Consider the following 17,934-nt stretch of genomic DNA (forward strand, 5'->3'; position numbering starts at 1 on the left):
ATGCGCTCGACCCTCCTCTCCAATGTCAATTCCTCGCGGGAATATCCCAAATGCGTGCGTCTCCTCCGGGCCTGGCCCAGCATGCGAACCACTCTCTATGGGAAATGACACCGTCTTAGCACCTAATCTCCAGCCAGAAATAACTAAATCGCCCGCTTCGCGATGATTACAATATTCGACGATGTCCTCCAATACATCTGAAAGAAACGGATGCTGCTCTCCGAACACTACACTGCCATCGCGCGGTAGTTCGTACTCGCCAGCCTGATTGATTGCTAACACTTTGTCGCCAACCACAAACATTACCAAAGGAACATGTGCCTCTCGCACAAGCCTTTGCGACATCGCCTTCTTCTCGACGAGAGACAACCTCTGCTTGCAATATATATTGCCTAGTGGGCCAAGAGCGGTAACGACAACTTTCTCGCCTTCCACCGCGCTAAAATCCCACTTGGGCTTTCTCAACAGCTTCTGCAACCAGCGGCCACCTATCCAACTTGCGCGACCAAACAAAACGCTGTCGCGATATCTGCCGACCGCATTACTCGAAGTCTCCTTTGACGATACAACATCTTCACACAACTTCTTAACCGCCTCCTCAATACTTCTACCTTCCTCCTCAAGATAAGACACGGTATCTTCCTGCCCATGGTCTGAATATATCCACACCTCGTAGTCTCTGCGCGGCGATAGGCGCGCGGCGCGCCAGATACGTTTTATCGATGCATCAATCCCCTTAAGCGTCCAATATGCAAATTGAGAACTCGGTCCACGCCGATGCGCCTGTTCGTCATACCCCAAAAAGTTAACATGGATAACAGGCAACCCTCGAAAAGCATCCATAACCGCACCTGCCGTCACCATCTCGCGAAGCAGGATGCAAATTGCAACCCTCGTCGGAACAAAAACAATCTCCTTAAATAAATCCCTGCCTGCTATAAGTCCATTAACGCAATCCACTACTGCCAATACCGCCTCTATAAACATAAGCGCCAGGCATCTAATCACAGTAACGCCATGCCAAATAGCTACGCCCAACAATTTCCAGGGATTTACCAGCTCAAAAACACTTCCCCACCCAAAGGCTGCCGGACAAAAACGCGCTTCAGCCGCCCCACCAGAATATATGTTAGAGCTCGAACTCCCTCCCTTCAAAAGCCCATCCCCAGCTTCCCGCAGACGCTTTTCTACAATCTCGGCACTAACTGGATCTGACATCTTAAAAATTCGACCCAACTCTCTATCGAAAAACTCAAAACCAACAACTCCCATCTTCTGATTATAAAACAACTCGCCCTGAACGGACGGCGTGCTAGAAGGCAAGCCAGAATATATGCTACGCAACTCATAACCTTGCTTCCTTACAAGGCGTCGCAAAAATCTTAGCTTTCCAGCATCACAAGCCTTCTCAAAGTTCGGGCGCGATAAACCATCTATTTGAATCATTATTAGCCCTGGCTTCGAGTCCGCATTAGTAGCGCACCACAACCCTAGCAGTTTGACCATCAACTCCCCGCGACTAAACAGTATTCGCAGTTTGCGAATTTGGCGAACGATCTTGCGCACCCATCTCAAGCGAGAAAGAGTTGCAAAAAAGAATGCGTGCCTAAAAGCTTTTAGCGTTGTCTCTAGTAGCTCATATTCAACTTCTATTCTTCTCTGAGCCTCCGACCACGCGCTGTTATCAATGTCCTCTATCTTAGGCCCCTCGGTTAATAACTTCTCATACACATCTAAAACCCTAGCGGCACACCGCTCAATAGATAGAGACTGCGCTGTAGCTCTGGCGCCCACACTTAACGACAAACGATTATCCACGTTACTAGCGCCAATGCGCTCAATCGCCGAACAAAACGCCTGCCTGTCCTGCCCACCTAACAAGAACCCATTTTCCCCAGTTCTAACTATCTCGCGTACTCCTGGCGCATCAAGAGCCACGACTGGCACACCCGCCGCCATCGCCTCTGTAATGACCATCCCCTGCGTTTCAGATAGGGACGAAAACACAAACACATCCATCGCGTGATAACTGTCAACTAGATCCTGACCCTCCAAGGAGCCCACACTATACAACCTATCCCCAAGTCTTGCCCGATTAAATATAGCCTCAGCTTCCTTTTTGCTTGGCCCATCTCCAACTAGCAGAAACCGAGCATGTGAATTTGTAAGACAAAACTTCTTTAGCGCTTCAACCAAGAATACTAAATTTTTTTCCGGCGCTAATCTTCCAACATGGCCGACAACAAACGCATCAAGCGGTATTAAACGCCCCGCACGAAATCTTTTGCCATCGCCAGCCGCAAATCTCTCCACATCAACCCCAGTCGGAACGACTGCGATCGGAACTATCACACCGCGACTCAACAAAATCGCTTTGATGCTCTCGCTAGGCACGATGACCTGGTTGCAGAGATTTGCATATCCAGTAGCTAACTGAATTACAAACTCCTTCATCTCCGGGGAGTCCCCTGGAATATAATGGGTGTAGTGCTCGTACATGGTGTGATGAGTAAACACCACCGGCACCCTGTGAACGGCAGCTATCCGAAGAGCTGTGTCTCCCAAAAGAAAGGGATGATGCGAGTGAATAATGTCTGGCTCGAATTCACTCACTGCGGCATACAGCGATGCGGAAATGGGTAACTTTACTGAGAAATCACTTCCATTAAAATTCTGAATGGCAGGAATGCGAATTACATCCTTCTCCTCAGCTGGAAGATTTGGAAATTCGGGAGCTAATATCAGCACCCTATGGCCCAGGCGCCGGTAGGAGTCCGCAAATTGGCTCACCGATCTTGCCACCCCACCGACGTGTGGCAAATAAGTATTTGTAAGCATCAATATATTCATCTATCAGTTGATGTTACTTACGCTTAACTCTACACCGTTTGAACTACCTAAAAGTGTTATTGGTTCCTCGCCAGCAATGCAAACAATTATCTCGTTCGGCTCAGTCTGCCACTTCGCTTTCCAGGACACTCTAAGAGACATGCCTGCATTTATCACACGAACCTCAATTGTTCCAAACTTAGTCTGCGTCGGACCAAAAAACAACTCTCCTTCGGATAGAAGCCACTTCCTTGGCAAACCGCTACATAGTATAAGGCGGTCGCCTTCCTCGCGCACAAAACAGTTTTTCAGCATCAGTATCCATTCCGCCGCCGCCCATGCATGCTGCCCATCACCCATACATCCGCCCAAAGTTCTCGGATGTATTGCCTCTGGCCATTGTCCCGTCGGTGACGCCAAACGCGCAACATTCTCGACTAGCTCAAAAAAGCGACTATCTCCGGCCCTCAGCAACACTTGCGCCACGTGAAGTGTTAGATACGCATTTAGGCCAGAGTGAATCATGTCTTGAAAAAAAGCCCCTCGAACAAAGCTCCTTTCCATTAAGCTATTTGCCGTTGCGAGTAACCGACTATCTTTTGCTGGCCAAAGTTCCAGGGGGTATCCAACTACTATTGAACCTATAGCGCCAGCATCCATTCGCCTGTGTGGCGATGCTGGAATGCCACTCTGCTGAGGATCGACTTTAAGCCAGCGGAAGCTCTCTTCTATGGCCTCCATCAGCAAATCTGCCTCAGCTCTCGTAGCCATTGACAGCTTGTCCATACCAACACTTTCAAGCATCACAGACGAACGGCGCAAACCTGCAACTGACCAAAAATTATCCCAATAGTAATAATCATTGGGGCCCAAATGTTCCGCACTGAATCCAGCCGGCAACAGCCCTGCATGTGGCACATTTTTTAACCTCCTTAAGCGTTTTCGCTCGATCCAGCGTGCCCCCTGTGCAATCGAATCGACCCAATTGCCATTCAATGGATGTTTGGACAGCTCCAAATATCTATGCATTATCCATAGCACCTGGCCATTTGAATCCCACTCACCCGCCTGCGATACAAAATACCCATCCCTGCTCTGTCTGGCCGGAAACGAATCTATTACGCGCCGCGCTTCGTCCAGCAATCCTATTGCCATCATGGCGTTAAGAATGAAAACAGCATCTCGAAACCAAAACCTCCTATATGTATAGGGGCCAGGATATACATCCCCGGGGGCATGGAGAATAAGAGTCCTCACCGCGCAATCGTAGAGATAGTTAAACAACTCATCGGGAACACTCATTCCCGCACAGCGGTTTAATCTTTCCTCCCATAAGGCATCCTCAACTTTAGCAAGACCTCCATTGGCCTTTGACAAACTCATTCTCGCGGGTTCAAGCGGAACCATTACATTCACGGTGCGTAACTTCGATTCCTCTAACGAAAATAGCGCCGCTCCAGTAGCCATACCAACCTCGCACTTAATGGAATCTTTAGTATCGCTACCTGAACGCTTATCATGCAGACGATAGTACACATCTCCGGCTAAATAATCGGACAATAGATAGCTATCCGGCCTAGTGTCAAAAACCACTTTTCCATCACCGTTAATGAGCCACTCCTGCAAATCTTCACGCAATAAAATATCGTGGACAAAACTTATTCCCTCGGGATTATATGGACGCACCGAGATAACTAGATTAGCAGAAGTGTCGCTAAGTGCGCGAATCTCCATGACACAATGCGTAACTTCCTGGATGACCATTACATTTACAAGCACATCCAACCTAAGCCCATCTAATGAACTAGAGGTAGTTACAGCAACACCTCCTGAAATAAGTAGCTTTTGATTGACCTGCTCAAGTCTCGAAGGGATTAGCTCCGAACCATTATCAGCAATTACCCATGCGTCAATCGTCCAACTATCCCAAAATGGCATGACTAAACCCCGCGGGTCTATGACCGGAAGTTCCAAACCATTTGGCAAGCCAACGGCCGTCCAATTGCGATGGCTCAGATTTACATGTGTAATCGAAAAGGCTCTGGGTATAAACGACTCGTCATGCGGATCGAACTGTCGCTCCACCCAGTAGGGCCATACCCAATCGAGATTGTGCTGAATTACTTTGGTGTTTATTAAGCCGCGAGCATGAAACACAACTCCAGCTCGCAATAATTCGAGAGGTTCAGCAACCTCAGACGGCTGCTGAAACCTGTGCAATTGGCCTAATACTGCAATCGGATCGATAAAACCACGAGCACGAGCTATCCTCTTAACCACATATCGCCATGGTAACCATTTTAGCCACATATCTTTATAATAATTTTTTTAGACTAACGTTTGCCGAGCAAGAAAAACCACTTAGCGCCTAGGCATATACCGTTTCCAAAAAGTAAAATATTTAACTTACTTTTTGGAAACGGTATATGTTGTTTATTGGCAAGTGCTTACGCACTTGCTGTTTATACCATTTACAAAAATCCTTTTTGTAAATGGTATAAATACTAAACAATATCAAAGACTTCGACCACTGCCAATATTGACCATTGCCCTCTGCGCTCCTCACGCAAACTGCATATATATCAAGTAAATAGTGCTCTATGTCGAAACAGAGATAAGGGATACGAGTTTTGCACAAAAATCCAAACTCTAAAACGCGAGGCAATAGAGTCGAACGCCAAAAGCAGATACCACTGAGTAGCACTGTATTTATAGAAGAAGATAATATTAAGTCACATGTTTCCGTTTGAGGAATATATAGGGAAAATAATAGGTCTGTCGCCTGACTGCATCATACTCGTCTCGCTAGACGGCGTCATATTATATGCAAATCCAGCTGCATACAAACTACTAGAATACGATGCAAACGAGCTACAAGGAAGACATTTTACAGATGTCGCTCCATTAGAGCTCTTCCAAGGAACAAGCCTTGCGCACCTAATAGAAAAGGGCTCGGTGAACGGCCTATTTACTAACTATCTTTCAAATGCTGGCAAAAAAATACCGGTTTCCCTAACCGGCGCGCCCATTATTGATGAGACAGGCAGCCTTGTAGCTCTTATTCTATACGCTAGAAATATTCGCGAAATACAAGACATTCTGACGGCATTAGATGTATCTCGCTCTCTTAATGACAGCGTTGTAAACTCAGTTCCAACATCGCTAGTTGCACTCGATGACAAGATGCAGGTTCTCTTTCACAACCCGAGTTTCTTTAATCTCGTAAAAGGCGTAAATCTTAAAGGCAGGAGTTTTCAAAGCATATTTTCATCGCTTCAACTCCTCTACGCACTTACAAATAGTATTGCCGAATCCAAGGAAATTCGCAGCATTGAGCTTACACACCCGACGATTTGCGGAGAAGCCACCAACCTAATCTTAAGCGTATCTATCGTGCCCTTTCGCATCGACAAGGAAAAACGACATGACCCATTGTCATCTATGGCACGGCTGGAAATGAACATTCAGACACTGGTAGTAATCGACGACATTACTGAACAAAAACGAGCCTCTGAGCTTGAAGATCAGAGAAAGACGCTACAAAAAACGCTTTCATCGCTAGAGAAAATATTCGGAGTAGTTGGCCACGAACTGCGCACGCCCTTGGCAGGCATACGTGCAGCGAGCGAATATTTGATAATGATTCAGGATCAATTTAGCTCGGAAGCCCTTCCCTTCGTAAGATCGATACACAAAGAGATTCTAAACATGGGGCAGGTAGTAAACGATCTGCTCGAAGTTGCTCGACTAAACAGCGGAACAGCAAAGTGGACTTGGGGCGAAGTTCGTTTAGCAGAAATTTGCGAGAAAGCCATATGCGCTATTGGCGCGTTAGTCGACGAAGACAAAGTGAAGTTGATACTCGATATTAAGGATCCTGCCCTAACAATGTCTGGCGATGAAAACGCCTTATACAGACTTTTGATTAATCTATTAAACAATGCCCACAAGCACACTTCCTCTGGATCTATTACTATAAGCCTCAACAGCGCCTGCGAGGAGCGCGCCAGCTGGATAATTCTAAGGATCGCCGATACTGGATGTGGAATATCGCCTGTCATCGCAGACAAACTAGGAGAAGAGTTTGCGCTAAACTCCGGCGTAGTTGGAGACAACTACATTAGGGGAAGTGGACTTGGACTCTCAATCTGCAAGGGAATAGCCTCTACGCATGGTGGCAAGATATTTGCAAAATCCGCAGTCGGCGCAGGTACCGAGATAACTATTTACCTGCGACAGGACTTAGCTGAACCGCTGAGTAACAAAGAAAAGACGGACAAGCTGGAGATGTCACTATAATGCATAAAATAATGGTCGTAGACGACATGGACATATTTTTAAAACCAATTGCGGCCACGCTCAAACGCGAGGGCTTTAGCGTATCCTGTGCAACAAATGGAAGGGTTGCGCTGGAACAAATGCTGCAAGATGTGCCTGATTTAATACTCCTAGACATTTCCATGCCAGAAATGGATGGATTTACTTTCCTGGAAACAATTCGCGCTAACCCCACATACCAGCAAATTCCAGTAATCCTGCTAACTGCGATAAATGAAACTAACTACGTAAAAAGAGCCGAAGAATTAAACGCCCAAGAATACCTTGTAAAATCTTACTTCTCCCTCGACGAAATGCTAGAAAAAATCCACAAATATCTCTCGGCTCTCTAGCATCGAACATCCCCAACCTCCAACTCAAAATGCATCTTGCCAAATGTCCCATGGATTAAATAACTCTTTCTATGTCCCGGGCACCATGGATGACCCTAGCAATTTCAACCGCGCCATCAGCATATCGATAAAAGACGACATAAGCGTTAACGGCAAAACTTCTTATGCCCGCAGCAATTTCCGGGCGCTCCCGCCCAATTAGCGGTTGAGATGCCAATAGTGTGAACTTATCAAGCAGTCGACTGATTACGCTATCAGCCGCATCGATACTGTCTTGTGCAATATAGAACCAGATTTCGTCAAGGTCGCTACGTGCGTGCTTAGCGATTACGAGCTTCGTCATTTTGCTTGATTTTTTCTCAGCACCAATTGTTTACGGCCATCGGCCTTAATTTTTGCAAAAAGCTCCTTCAGCGACTCCTCGTCGTACTCTTCGCCCTCTCCATTGTCCAAAGACTCGAGACCAACTGCCACTTCATGACGAAGATCGCGCAAACGAATTTGTTTCAACTCGTCCTGCTCCTTTAGAAGGCGCAACCCCTCTCTGATTACCTCGCTAACGGAGTGGTACATGCCGCTCTCCAGCTTCTTGCTGATAAAGTCCCGTAGTTCAGGAGTTAGAGATATATTCATAGTAGCGCCCTCGTATTTGCACGTTACAATAGATAATATAGCATAAATTGCTAGAAAATAGCAATATTTGCTATTAGGCCTCCCAGGGCTTCCTTACTCAAAGTTCCACCAAGTTATAACTAGGATCCAGTTTTTTTTATCCGAATGCCGCAAAAGTAGTTTTTTTGTTTTTTGTGACCTCTGCTAGTAGTTGATTGTTGTTGGCAAGAGTGAACACGAATCGGATAACGACAAAAATAATTATTCCCGATGTACGCTCTTTAGGCTTATTCTCGCCTCGTCGATGTGCCCAGTTATGAGTGACGCATAGTACTGCGGGTTTGCTAGGCCTTCTATCTTGATTTCCGAGTGATCGCGCACAGCTGTACCTATGCACAAAGTTCCAATCTTAAGAATGCGCGCGAGCAAAGTCTGCTCGACAGAAACTCGCACCATATCCTCGTACGCGATGCGATATTCTATTTTTCTCAACGAACATAGACCAGAAGCAACGCGCAGATGATGACAGGCAAGTTCGGCAAACTCGTCGTAAATTAGGAAAAACGGTCGTGCAAGCAATATGGGCGGCACAATGCCAAGTAACGGCATCTCAACTAAGTAAGCGTTGCCAAGAATGTCGATATCAAAAGCGAGATCTAACCCAGGCATGCTCTGCGATAAAACTATCGCGAAGAAACAACATATAAGGTACGCGACAATCCAAACTGTCTGAGACCTCCAGTGGCGATTCAAAAATACGTGCTTATGCGAATCCGGGCATTTATCAATGCGTTTATCGCCCTCCGGCTCTTTAGGCTCAATTGGCCTACCCAGCTCATCAATACTGGCATGTTCACGAGAATAATCATCTTTAGCATTATTATCGCGATCTGAAGCTGACATAATTTTTTATCCTTATGTGTCTTTCAATGCACTCAAGACTCTTCCGAACTGACTTTCTAAACTCGCCTCAGTATCAACCTCAACGACAACAAGCCCCTCATTCGAATCGAGTGGCTCAAACGACTCTATGTGTTTGTCCAATAACTCCACTCTACCATCTGACAACGAGCGACTGTCTGTTTCTCGCATTTTAAGCCTATCCCGTAATTTATCATAGTCAAGGGAACAATTGGCAATTAATCCGGGGACTTGGTATTTTCGCGCTAGTTCCCTAAGATCTTTTCGATATCGCTTTTGCGAAAAGGCCGCATCTAAAACCACAGGGTTGCCATAAAACAAACATCTCTCAGCGCACTTAAATATTGCTTTATATGTAGCCTCAGTGGCACTCTCACTATATTTGCCAGACCTAAAAGGCAGTGATTTATCGTCTAGCGCCGGTGGAAACAACTCCTTTCTTACTTTGTCGCTTGCAAGCACTTGCGCTCCAGACATTGCGCCAATGTAATTAGCTAAAGTGGATTTACCTACACCCATTACCCCTGCAGTCGCTATCAGAAATGGCCTGCGAATCTCCAATACATACCTAGATGCCAAAGCTAAATATCTCTCCGCTCTAGCCAGGCAGTTCTTAGCTTCAAAGGCAAGGCAATCTGATAGATTACTCGCTGCACCATTCACAACTTGAATGTATTTTAAAATCTCGACTTTGGCGCGCACCATCGCTCTATAGACTGAATAAAAAGTAAAAAGCGATAATTCACAATCTCTTCCAAAATATCTCTTGTAACGATTGAGAAATTCAACAGCCACATCCGAACGCTGCAAAAAATCCAGATCCATGCACAAGAAAGCTATATCGCTTAAAACATCCACCATCCTCAGCGATTCGCTAAACTCTATGCAATCTATTATATTAACACTACCAGCCCTAAACGATATGTGTTCAGTCCTCAAATCTCCATGGCCATCTACAACGTAACCAAGGCGATCGCGCTTTGCAAACTTCTCCTCTGCACTCGAAGCTCCTAAAAAAGAATCAGCATAAGTCTTTACTCGCTCAAGCGCCCCTTTGGCGCCAGTAGATAATAACTGTTTAGAGTTTTCTGCCTCCAATGATTTAATATTATCGCAAGACTCTTTCGATATTATATCTATAGTAGCTCTTCCAAAGACGCGAACGACTTCTCTTTTCTTGCTCATCTCTAAACGGTGAAACGATGCTAGCTTCTTTGCAAGTGGGTCTATATGCAAATCGATGGATAATCTATCGCCTCTGATAATCTCACTTAACATAGAATCCATAGCGAGCGTACGCATGACTACGGCAACTTCCAACAAACCAGCGGGTGTCGAATCAGAAACGTCAGTCGTAACTACGTCCGTTTCGCTGAACTCTTTATTGATCGCTAAAATGGGCCAAAGCCCAAGATATACTCCATCGCTTAATCTGCGATTTAAAGCTACTTCGTTACATGCTGCTTGCCAGCGTTTTTTTAGTGTCGAATAATCGAGAAAATCTAGCAGTATGGGCTTTTTAAACTTGAGGACAAGCTCGCGACCGATAATAACCACCGAGATGTGAGTTTCAACTATGCGATGGTCGCAAAAACTAGCCCCAAGAAAGTTCGGATAACCTATACCTCGCAAAAAGCTATCCGCTAGCCCTGACAAGTCAGTCTGTCGCATCTGGCAACGTATCCGGCATGACGAGTTCGGCTGCCCCAAAAGCCTTGCGCCGTAGCAATTCTAGTTTCTTTTTCTCCTCCTCGTCCAAGTGCAAGCCGCCACTTCCGGTATTCATATTTATGACGCAATCCTCATAAAGCCCATAGGCAAGTCTTGCTTCCGGACTCTCTGGAAATTCGCGTATGGTTTGTTCCAAATATAAACGCCCCATTGCATCAAAAGAAAATATCGGTATGTGCGAATATGCCAAGGCCAATAAATAGGTAGAGCGGCGACGTGCCTTCGGTGGGATATCGCCCTGCAAGTACTTGTGCAAAATAGAGCTAGCTTTAAGAGTAGAGACGAGATTTAGCTCATCTCTAATTAACGACGGATCGTCAATCTGCACCGATCTCAAAAGCTCGGCCGCTCTAGCAAGTTCATCAGTCTTAGGATGTTCGCGCCCAAAATGTTCATGCTTGGACAAGTCCATCAATGTTTTTACCCAAGAATTAATGACTTCCTTGCTCCTCTCCTCAACACGCGTGGACACTAAAAAGGATTTTAACTCTTTAGCTGCCTCATCCGGCCTGTTTTTAACCCTTACTTGGACTAAAATCCAAAGTTTTAACGCCGTAAGCATATCTTCCTCAATCGCAGTGGTCAGGCTTACTTCTTTTGCCAGAGCGAGCAAGTTCTCGCTAGCGCTGTCGAACTGCCTAGACGCCAGCAAAAATTCGCCGTATGCGAGTTTTTCGCTAAAAGTATCCCCCTTCGACAGCGGAACCTTTCCAAAAAAATCTAAGGAAACTTCATAGCGCGAATGACAGGCGGTGCAATTTGTAGTCAAGGCTCTGAGCTGCCAGGCTGCATAATCCTTTGCACCAGCGGCAAATCTCTTGCGAATATCCAGCAGCATTTCTTGCTGAATTTCCAAGCTTATGCGGAAACCCGGTTCGAACATTTCGACAGGAGTAACTCTTTCTGCGCGATGGAAATCTTCATCTAGCCGCTCTAGCAATCCTAGAATTGAGTCCCGATTTTCTTCCTTGCTAAACTCCTCCGGCGACCATACGTAACTATAAAGCCTCAACACAGCCTGATAAACATCTTGCATCTCCGAGCGCAAATTGGCTTGGCCAACTCTCTTGGCGCAGGCAACGCTAAAGAGCAACAACAGCAGGATAGCTAAATAGAAAACAAAGGCGAATCGTTGCATAATACAGCTTTTATTTCCGAGCATAGCTTACCCCTTTGTTGTGCAAACTAGCCATTTATAAATGGCCTTTCTTGTTAAACCATTAAACCTATTCGGCACTTTTTTCTCGGAGTTTTGCAAGCAGGCCAGAAAATTGATCCTTTCGAATAACTCCTGAAAACTCGTTGCGATAATTGCTAACTAGACTAATATTCTCAATCACCACGTCATATACACGCCAGACATCCTGGTTTCGACGCATTCTATAGTAAATTGGCACCTCGTTATCATCTATTCTCACCATTGTCTTTACTAATGCCTGTTTCCCATTGGTCTTTTCATCTAGATACTTAACTTCACTGCGGTCGACATCCTTAATCCTATTGAGATAAGTATTTGAAAGCAGCTCGCTAAACAAAGATACAAACTCTCTCCTCTCTTCAACAGTGCCCTTTGCCCAGTGGCTCCCTATAGAACGTCGAGACATTTCCTCAAAATCAAATACTGGAAGTATTATCTCGCGCAGTTGTTTATCGAGTTCGCTATCAGAAACCTTGCCTTTAGTAGACAGTACTTCCGCACGTACTTTTTCAATAGTTTCGCGCACTATCTTCGTGGGCACCTCTGCAGCCAAAACTACAGACAGAGGCAGAAGTGCCAATACCCCAACAAGCAAAAATGCAGTTATCCAACGATTAAACACTCTCACTCCAATTTGTGAATGAACTTTCCAATTATGTCTTCCATTTCGACAACAGACTCTGTGTCGACTATCTGATCTCCTGGTCGAATAACTTCCTCCGAACCCCCAGCAGTAATTTTAACATACTTCTCACCAATGATTCCCTTGGTGCGTATAGCCGCTATATCGTCATCGCGCAGCTTAACGCCTTCTTTAATGCGCATTTCCACAAGAGCAGACGTGTTTTTTAGCTCGATACTGCTCACTTGGCCTATAGGAACGCCAGCAATTTCTACCTGAGCACCTGGTTCCAGACCTGAAATGTTGTCGAATTCCGCACTTACCAGATAGTGTCCTCGATCAAGAAACTCCATTCCAGCAATGTTAATTGCCAAGTAACCAAAACAGGCTAACCCCACTATTGCAAAAAGCCCAACATAAAGCTCAACAGTAAATGTGCGCTTTGGTACAATAAATTCGCTATCGCTCTTTTCGCTCACGCTACCTCACTATTTTTCTCACTCGGCATAAATCAAGAAATAGAGATCGGACCATTTACCTCACCTGCTCTAAACTGCATTGTCACAGGATTAGCAGATGATAAAAACTCCTCTACGCTACCCTTATCCGATATAACACCGCCATACATCATAGCTACCCTAGAACACACTTGAAACACCTCCGGTATCTCATGGCTAATTACGATTCCCGTAAATCTGTTCCTCTTTTGCGTTTCTTTAATCAAGTCATAAATACCCTGACCAGTCTCTGGATCCAAACCAGTATTTGGCTCATCGAAAAGCAATATGTCTGGCTGCATACTTAAGGCCCGCGCAATTCCAACGCGCTTTCTCATGCCAATAGACACCTCGCCAGGCAAAGCAAGCTCATGCCCTAACAATCCTACAGACTCCAGATGAGCTAGAACCCGCTGGCTAATCTCTCTCTCGCCATATTTTGTATGGTAGCGCAGTGGAAAAGCCACATTTTCATATAAATTCAGCGAATCAAACAACGCCGCATTCTGAAAAAGCACTCCCATTCTTTTTAGTATTTCTTGCCTCTCAGAACTAGTGCGAATTTTTGCAATATCCCTTCCATCAACTACTACTTCGCCTTTATCCGCCTGTAGGAATCCAGCGATAATCTTTAAAAGAACGCTCTTCCCAGTTCCACTAGGGCCAACAATAGCAATTGTCTCACCAGTTGGGACTTCGAGATCTAAGCCACGCAAAACCTGGTTCGAGCCAAAACGCTTATGCAGTCCTCTAATTAGTATCAAAGAAATACCTGCGTCATGATAGAAGTCAAGAAGTAATCCAGCACTAAAATCACTACTGAAGAAGTAACTACAGCACTAGTCGTAGCACGGTTTACCCCCACGGCACCAAAGCCACAAGTCCATCCTTTGTAGCACGATATCCAAGAAAAACAGAGGCCAAAAAAAATAGATTTGACTAAGCCAGATATAACATCTACATCCTTAACTGCGTGTGCCATTTCAGAGATAAAAGTTCCCGACGCTAAACCCAAATTGTGAACGCCGATAAAGTATCCACCGGCAATGCCGACGATATTAAAAATGGAAGTCAACAATGGAACCGAAATAACTCCTGCTATTATACGCGGCACCATTAGATAGCGCATTGGATCGACTGCCATCGATCGCAAAGCATCAACTTGCTCTGTAATCTTCATTATTCCAAGCTCAGCAGTCATAGCACTACCTGCTCGGCCGTTAACCATTAGCGCTGTAAGAACTGGCCCTAGCTCCCTGATTAAACTCAAAGCAACTGCCGAGCCGGTATAGGCCGTAGCGCCAAACTTAGACAAGGTATACTCGCCCTGAACAGCTAAAACAGCCCCTGTAAAAATACCTACAAGAGATACTACCGCAATGGACTGAACGCCGATTGCATTAAGCTGCTGAAATATTAGATTGAGGTTAAAAGGAGGCGTAAATGCACGAGCAACTACTTGGGCTAAGAAAACCCAGGTAGCACCAAAGTCTCTTGTCCCATCTAAGACCCCCCTACCAACTCGCTGCACCCAAGAAATGAAATTATTCATGCCTTCTCATACCTCGAGTCCGCTGCCTCTTCAAGCAATGCGCAATATCTAACAGACCTACTAAGTTTTTTATTGGAGCTCACGATCATTTCCTAGCAATTAGATAAAACTCCTTAGACGTTTTCTTACTAGCTTTTAACTCTACTCGCCTAATATTGGGGAAGGATAGTTTTAATTGCCTATACAATTCGTCACTTTCCTGTCCAGGGAAAATTTTCGCAACGACCGTCCCTCCAGCCTTGAGAAACTCGCTCGCTAGCTGAAACGTAGCTTCCACCAGTTTTACAGACATCATTACATCCCTATCTCGAATACCAGAAAGATTAGGACTCATGTCACTTAGAACTACATCCACTTTCCCGCCAAATTCTTGTACTGCAGCGCCGCAAATTGCCGAGCTTAAAATATCTCCCACTATTACAACTGGTTTGGCAGAGATACACTCGTAAGATCCTGCGATCTCATTTGCTTTAAACTCCGGCACGGGCTTTAGATCCACCCCTACGACCTTTCCCTTTGGCCCCACTCTGCTGGCTGCCACTTGCAACCATCCACCAGGCGAGCATCCTAGATCTAAAACCAAACCTCCGAGCTTTAAGAAATGATACTTGTCATCGAGCTCCTCTAACTTATAAGCAGCGCGAGAACGGTAACCCTCTTGTTTAGCCTTGTGAAACAGATGATCTTTTACGCGGTATTTTCCTGACATATTGTTGCCAAATAATTTCCTTGACGCGTTTCTATAATTTTTCTATACAACAACAATAGAAACACTGCTTTTGTCTATCGAAAAAACCCTGACAAACGACAAAGGCAAACATAGTAAACAATAAACAGAGGAAACAAATAGAGGAAACATGAGCTTATTACAAACAGTACAAGGAGACCCCATAATTACGCTTGAGTTGCTGATGCTAGTTCTCTCGCTTTGCTACCTTTGGAAGATAACCTTTAGCAAGGATGTAAGCAATCGTGCTAGCAGGACAGCAACGAGCCATATACAAACAGATGGACATACAGCTTCTTTAGAATTTTCCACTAACCACTACAGATCAATCCATGAGCCAATAGCAGTGCTGTTTGAAGTCGGTAGCTTAATTTCTCTTCCTAAAAGATCTCTAAAAAAACAAGCAGCCAGGACAATTGCATTGCGCGCTCGAGCAAGCTAATAGTAGTGACATAAGAGCTACTGGCCAAAAGACTGTGAGCTCTAGGTGTAACATAATTAGCGCGGCGCGATGGAGCAAAAACAGCACTTACAGGATCTAAATCCTCAACAACTAGAAGCGGTGAGCCACGGAGAAGGCCCATTGCTAATCTTTGCGGGAGCTGGGAGTGGCAAAACTAGAGTCCTGACTAGACGCATTGCCAATCTAGTAATAGAGCATGGAGTATCACCAGGTGAAATATTTGCCGTAACATTTACCAACAAGGCTGCTAACGAGATGAAGCACAGGGTTTGCTCGTTATTTAGCACGTCTGGCAATAATTTGTGGGTTTCAACTTTTCACTCTAGTTGTGCAAGACTGCTGCGTTCCCACGCAGAGTTGCTCGACTTTACGCCAAATTTTGCTATTTACGATGCTAGCGACGCACTCTCACTCTTAAAACGCGTCTATAAGAAGTTAAACATAGATCCAAAAATCGTCGATCCGAGACAGGTAGCTCACCGCATTGATAGAGCAAAAAACCAATACATGTTTCCAGACGATCTCATCTCAGACAAGTATACGCCTAGGCCTATCGCGGAGTTAACCGCAACTATATATCGGCAATATCAAAAGGAATTACTTAGCGCTAATGCCATGGATTTTGGCGATTTAATCTGCAATGTCGTAACGCTGTTTAAGTTAGAGCCGACATTGTTGCAGCAGTATCAGAATAAATTTCGCCATATACTGATAGACGAGTATCAAGACACAAATAAAGTTCAATACCTCCTAATAAGAATGCTCGCAGAAAAGCATCAAAATATCTGCGTAGTAGGCGACGACGATCAATCGATTTACGCATTTCGCGGAGCCACGATAGAAAACATTTTAAACTTTAGAAAAGATTTTCCTAACGCCAAAGTAGTTACACTAGAAAACAATTATCGCTCTACGCAAAATATCCTAAAAGCTGCCAACGCAGTAATTGCGCGAAACAGGACTCGACAAAAAAAAACTCTGAGAACCACCAACCCTGCTGGCAAAGCTGTTTCCTTTAGCACTTCATACGACGAGGTCGAAGAAGCCAATTTTGTAACTCGTGAAATCCTGACTTTGCGCAGACAGGGCTTGCCCATTTCAGAAATCGCCATTTTCTATAGAACCAATGCTCAGTCTCGCGCAGTAGAAGAGATGCTCATAGCAAACAATATCCCATACGAAATTTATGGAGGCCACAAGTTTTACGACCGAAAGGAAATTAAAGACATAATGGCTTACTTTCGCCTCACTCTTAACCCAAACGACAACGAGGCTTTTCTGCGAATAGTAAACACTCCTACGCGCGGACTAGGCGCAACTTCGGTTAGCGCCCTAATTTTATTTGCCAATAATTTAAATCTTTCGCTCTATAATGCATTAGAAAAGGCAATAACCGATGGGGCTCCATTTTTAAACAATTCGAGCCGAATAAAGTTCAGTGCTTTTTTTGAACTTTTAGCAGAATTAAAGGAGGATAGCATTCGCACTGACAAAATTCTCTCGACGACAAGTAACTCTCACTCGCACGATTCAAAAATACAGGCCATGGCGAAGTTCCTGCACGACATAGCCATAAAAACTTCTTACATTCAAAGTTTAAAAAACGAAGATACTCCTGAGGCAGAAGCACGCCTAGAAAATATCTCCGAGCTATGCAACGTAGGAGCTGAGTTTGTAAAAACTGCGTTAATGGAGAACGTCGATGTGCGGTTAAATCATTTTATCGACAGAACTAGTCTCGCCTCTGATCTCGACAAGGAAAACACCAAAGCACAGCAAATCCGCGGCCAAGAAAAGCCCAAAGAACACGTCTCGCTCATGACATTGCACCTGGCTAAGGGCCTTGAATTTGACGTTGTGTTTATGCTTGGCATGGAAGAGGGTTTACTGCCACATATTCGCTCTTTAGCGAGCGACCATGAGGTAGAAGAAGAGCGGCGGCTATGTTATGTCGGAATGACGCGCGCTCGCAAACAGCTCTACATGACGCGCGCAAAATCTAGGCAAACCTTTGGCCGCGGAAACTGGGGCTACACTGACGTATCGCGCTTTGTCGAAGATTTGCCAACTGATGTAGTAAGGGGATCGATTTATTAAAGAAAACTTCTTAGC

Annotated in this window: 15 protein-coding genes and 1 pseudogene; 4 read left to right on the plus strand and 12 right to left on the minus strand. The window is 45.0% G+C overall.

The features are described 5' to 3' along the window. Positions 1-1,623: 1,623 nt before the first annotated feature. Both IT291_07325 and IT291_07330 read right to left on the minus strand, forming a co-directional pair. A pseudogene (locus IT291_07325) lies at positions 1,624-2,850 on the minus strand (glycosyltransferase). A 3-nt stretch (positions 2,851-2,853) separates the two neighbouring features. Further along, on the minus strand, positions 2,854-5,139 hold the full coding sequence (locus IT291_07330; protein ID MCC6221033.1) for a hypothetical protein: 2,286 nt from the start codon (positions 5,137-5,139) through the stop codon (positions 2,854-2,856). Between the two features lie 426 nt (positions 5,140-5,565). Here IT291_07330 and IT291_07335 point away from each other — a divergent pair, with 426 nt between their 5' ends. After that, complete coding sequence (locus IT291_07335; protein MCC6221034.1) at positions 5,566-7,128, plus strand: PAS domain-containing sensor histidine kinase; 1,563 nt, start codon at positions 5,566-5,568, stop codon at positions 7,126-7,128. Next, positions 7,128-7,499, plus strand: a complete 372-nt coding sequence (locus tag IT291_07340; protein MCC6221035.1) for a response regulator — start codon at positions 7,128-7,130, stop codon at positions 7,497-7,499. The genes IT291_07335 and IT291_07340 overlap by 1 nt, the downstream gene beginning before the upstream one ends. 55 nt (positions 7,500-7,554) lie before the next feature. On the opposite strand, the gene IT291_07345 is transcribed toward IT291_07340, so the two are convergent. The 10 genes from IT291_07345 to IT291_07390 form a co-directional block, all read right to left on the minus strand. Next, positions 7,555-7,842, minus strand: coding sequence for a type II toxin-antitoxin system RelE/ParE family toxin (locus tag IT291_07345; protein ID MCC6221036.1), 288 nt, complete (start codon positions 7,840-7,842; stop codon positions 7,555-7,557). Continuing rightward, entirely contained in the window at positions 7,839-8,132 is a 294-nt protein-coding gene (locus IT291_07350) for a type II toxin-antitoxin system ParD family antitoxin (GenBank protein ID MCC6221037.1), read from the minus strand. Before IT291_07350 ends, IT291_07345 begins: the two co-directional genes overlap by 4 nt. A gap of 240 nt (positions 8,133-8,372) precedes the next feature. Next, complete coding sequence (locus tag IT291_07355; GenBank protein ID MCC6221038.1) at positions 8,373-9,014, minus strand: hypothetical protein; 642 nt, start codon at positions 9,012-9,014, stop codon at positions 8,373-8,375. A gap of 12 nt (positions 9,015-9,026) precedes the next feature. After that, complete coding sequence (locus IT291_07360; GenBank protein ID MCC6221039.1) at positions 9,027-10,703, minus strand: AAA family ATPase; 1,677 nt, start codon at positions 10,701-10,703, stop codon at positions 9,027-9,029. Then, positions 10,690-11,925: a hypothetical protein gene (locus IT291_07365; protein ID MCC6221040.1), complete on the minus strand. Its 1,236-nt coding sequence runs from the start codon at positions 11,923-11,925 to the stop codon at positions 10,690-10,692. Before IT291_07365 ends, IT291_07360 begins: the two co-directional genes overlap by 14 nt. Before the next feature lie 64 nt (positions 11,926-11,989). Further along, a complete protein-coding gene (locus IT291_07370) occupies positions 11,990-12,583 on the minus strand; it encodes an ABC transporter substrate-binding protein (protein MCC6221041.1) in 594 nt (197 codons plus the stop codon). 2 nt (positions 12,584-12,585) lie between these two features. Then, positions 12,586-13,035 carry an outer membrane lipid asymmetry maintenance protein MlaD gene (gene mlaD / locus IT291_07375; GenBank protein ID MCC6221042.1) on the minus strand — a complete coding sequence of 150 codons (450 nt, stop codon included), beginning with the start codon at positions 13,033-13,035 and terminating at the stop codon, positions 12,586-12,588. A 59-nt stretch (positions 13,036-13,094) separates the two neighbouring features. Then, positions 13,095-13,844, minus strand: a complete 750-nt coding sequence (locus IT291_07380) for an ATP-binding cassette domain-containing protein (GenBank protein MCC6221043.1) — start codon at positions 13,842-13,844, stop codon at positions 13,095-13,097. After that, complete coding sequence (locus tag IT291_07385) at positions 13,841-14,632, minus strand: ABC transporter permease (GenBank protein MCC6221044.1); 792 nt, start codon at positions 14,630-14,632, stop codon at positions 13,841-13,843. The genes IT291_07380 and IT291_07385 overlap by 4 nt, the downstream gene beginning before the upstream one ends. Positions 14,633-14,717: 85 nt before the next feature. Continuing rightward, positions 14,718-15,341: an RlmE family RNA methyltransferase gene (locus tag IT291_07390; GenBank protein ID MCC6221045.1), complete on the minus strand. Its 624-nt coding sequence runs from the start codon at positions 15,339-15,341 to the stop codon at positions 14,718-14,720. A gap of 148 nt (positions 15,342-15,489) precedes the next feature. Between IT291_07390 and IT291_07395 the strand changes: the two genes are divergently transcribed. Together IT291_07395 and IT291_07400 are read left to right on the plus strand one after the other, a co-directional pair. Further along, positions 15,490-15,801, plus strand: coding sequence for a hypothetical protein (locus tag IT291_07395; GenBank protein ID MCC6221046.1), 312 nt, complete (start codon positions 15,490-15,492; stop codon positions 15,799-15,801). Positions 15,802-15,870: 69 nt separating this feature from the next. Beyond that, positions 15,871-17,919: a UvrD-helicase domain-containing protein gene (locus IT291_07400; GenBank protein MCC6221047.1), complete on the plus strand. Its 2,049-nt coding sequence runs from the start codon at positions 15,871-15,873 to the stop codon at positions 17,917-17,919. The last annotated feature ends 15 nt before the right edge of the window (positions 17,920-17,934 follow it).

This window comes from Deltaproteobacteria bacterium (assembly GCA_020845775.1).
Taxonomy (GTDB): Bacteria; Bdellovibrionota_C; UBA2361; order SZUA-149; family JADLFC01; genus JADLFC01.

Coding starts and splice junctions, on each gene's coding strand:
- IT291_07385 (MCC6221044.1), bottom strand. CDS start 14,632: ATGAATAATTTCATTTCTTGGGTGCAGCGAGTTGGTAGGGGGGTCTTA.
- IT291_07365 (MCC6221040.1), bottom strand. CDS start 11,925: ATGCTCGGAAATAAAAGCTGTATTATGCAACGATTCGCCTTTGTTTTC.
- IT291_07395 (MCC6221046.1), top strand. CDS start 15,490: ATGAGCTTATTACAAACAGTACAAGGAGACCCCATAATTACGCTTGAG.
- IT291_07360 (MCC6221039.1), bottom strand. CDS start 10,703: ATGCGACAGACTGACTTGTCAGGGCTAGCGGATAGCTTTTTGCGAGGT.
- IT291_07340 (MCC6221035.1), top strand. CDS start 7,128: ATGCATAAAATAATGGTCGTAGACGACATGGACATATTTTTAAAACCA.
- IT291_07330 (MCC6221033.1), bottom strand. CDS start 5,139: ATGTGGCTAAAATGGTTACCATGGCGATATGTGGTTAAGAGGATAGCT.
- IT291_07400 (MCC6221047.1), top strand. CDS start 15,871: ATGGAGCAAAAACAGCACTTACAGGATCTAAATCCTCAACAACTAGAA.
- IT291_07345 (MCC6221036.1), bottom strand. CDS start 7,842: ATGACGAAGCTCGTAATCGCTAAGCACGCACGTAGCGACCTTGACGAA.
- IT291_07335 (MCC6221034.1), top strand. CDS start 5,566: ATGTTTCCGTTTGAGGAATATATAGGGAAAATAATAGGTCTGTCGCCT.
- IT291_07390 (MCC6221045.1), bottom strand. CDS start 15,341: ATGTCAGGAAAATACCGCGTAAAAGATCATCTGTTTCACAAGGCTAAA.
- IT291_07350 (MCC6221037.1), bottom strand. CDS start 8,132: ATGAATATATCTCTAACTCCTGAACTACGGGACTTTATCAGCAAGAAG.
- IT291_07355 (MCC6221038.1), bottom strand. CDS start 9,014: ATGTCAGCTTCAGATCGCGATAATAATGCTAAAGATGATTATTCTCGT.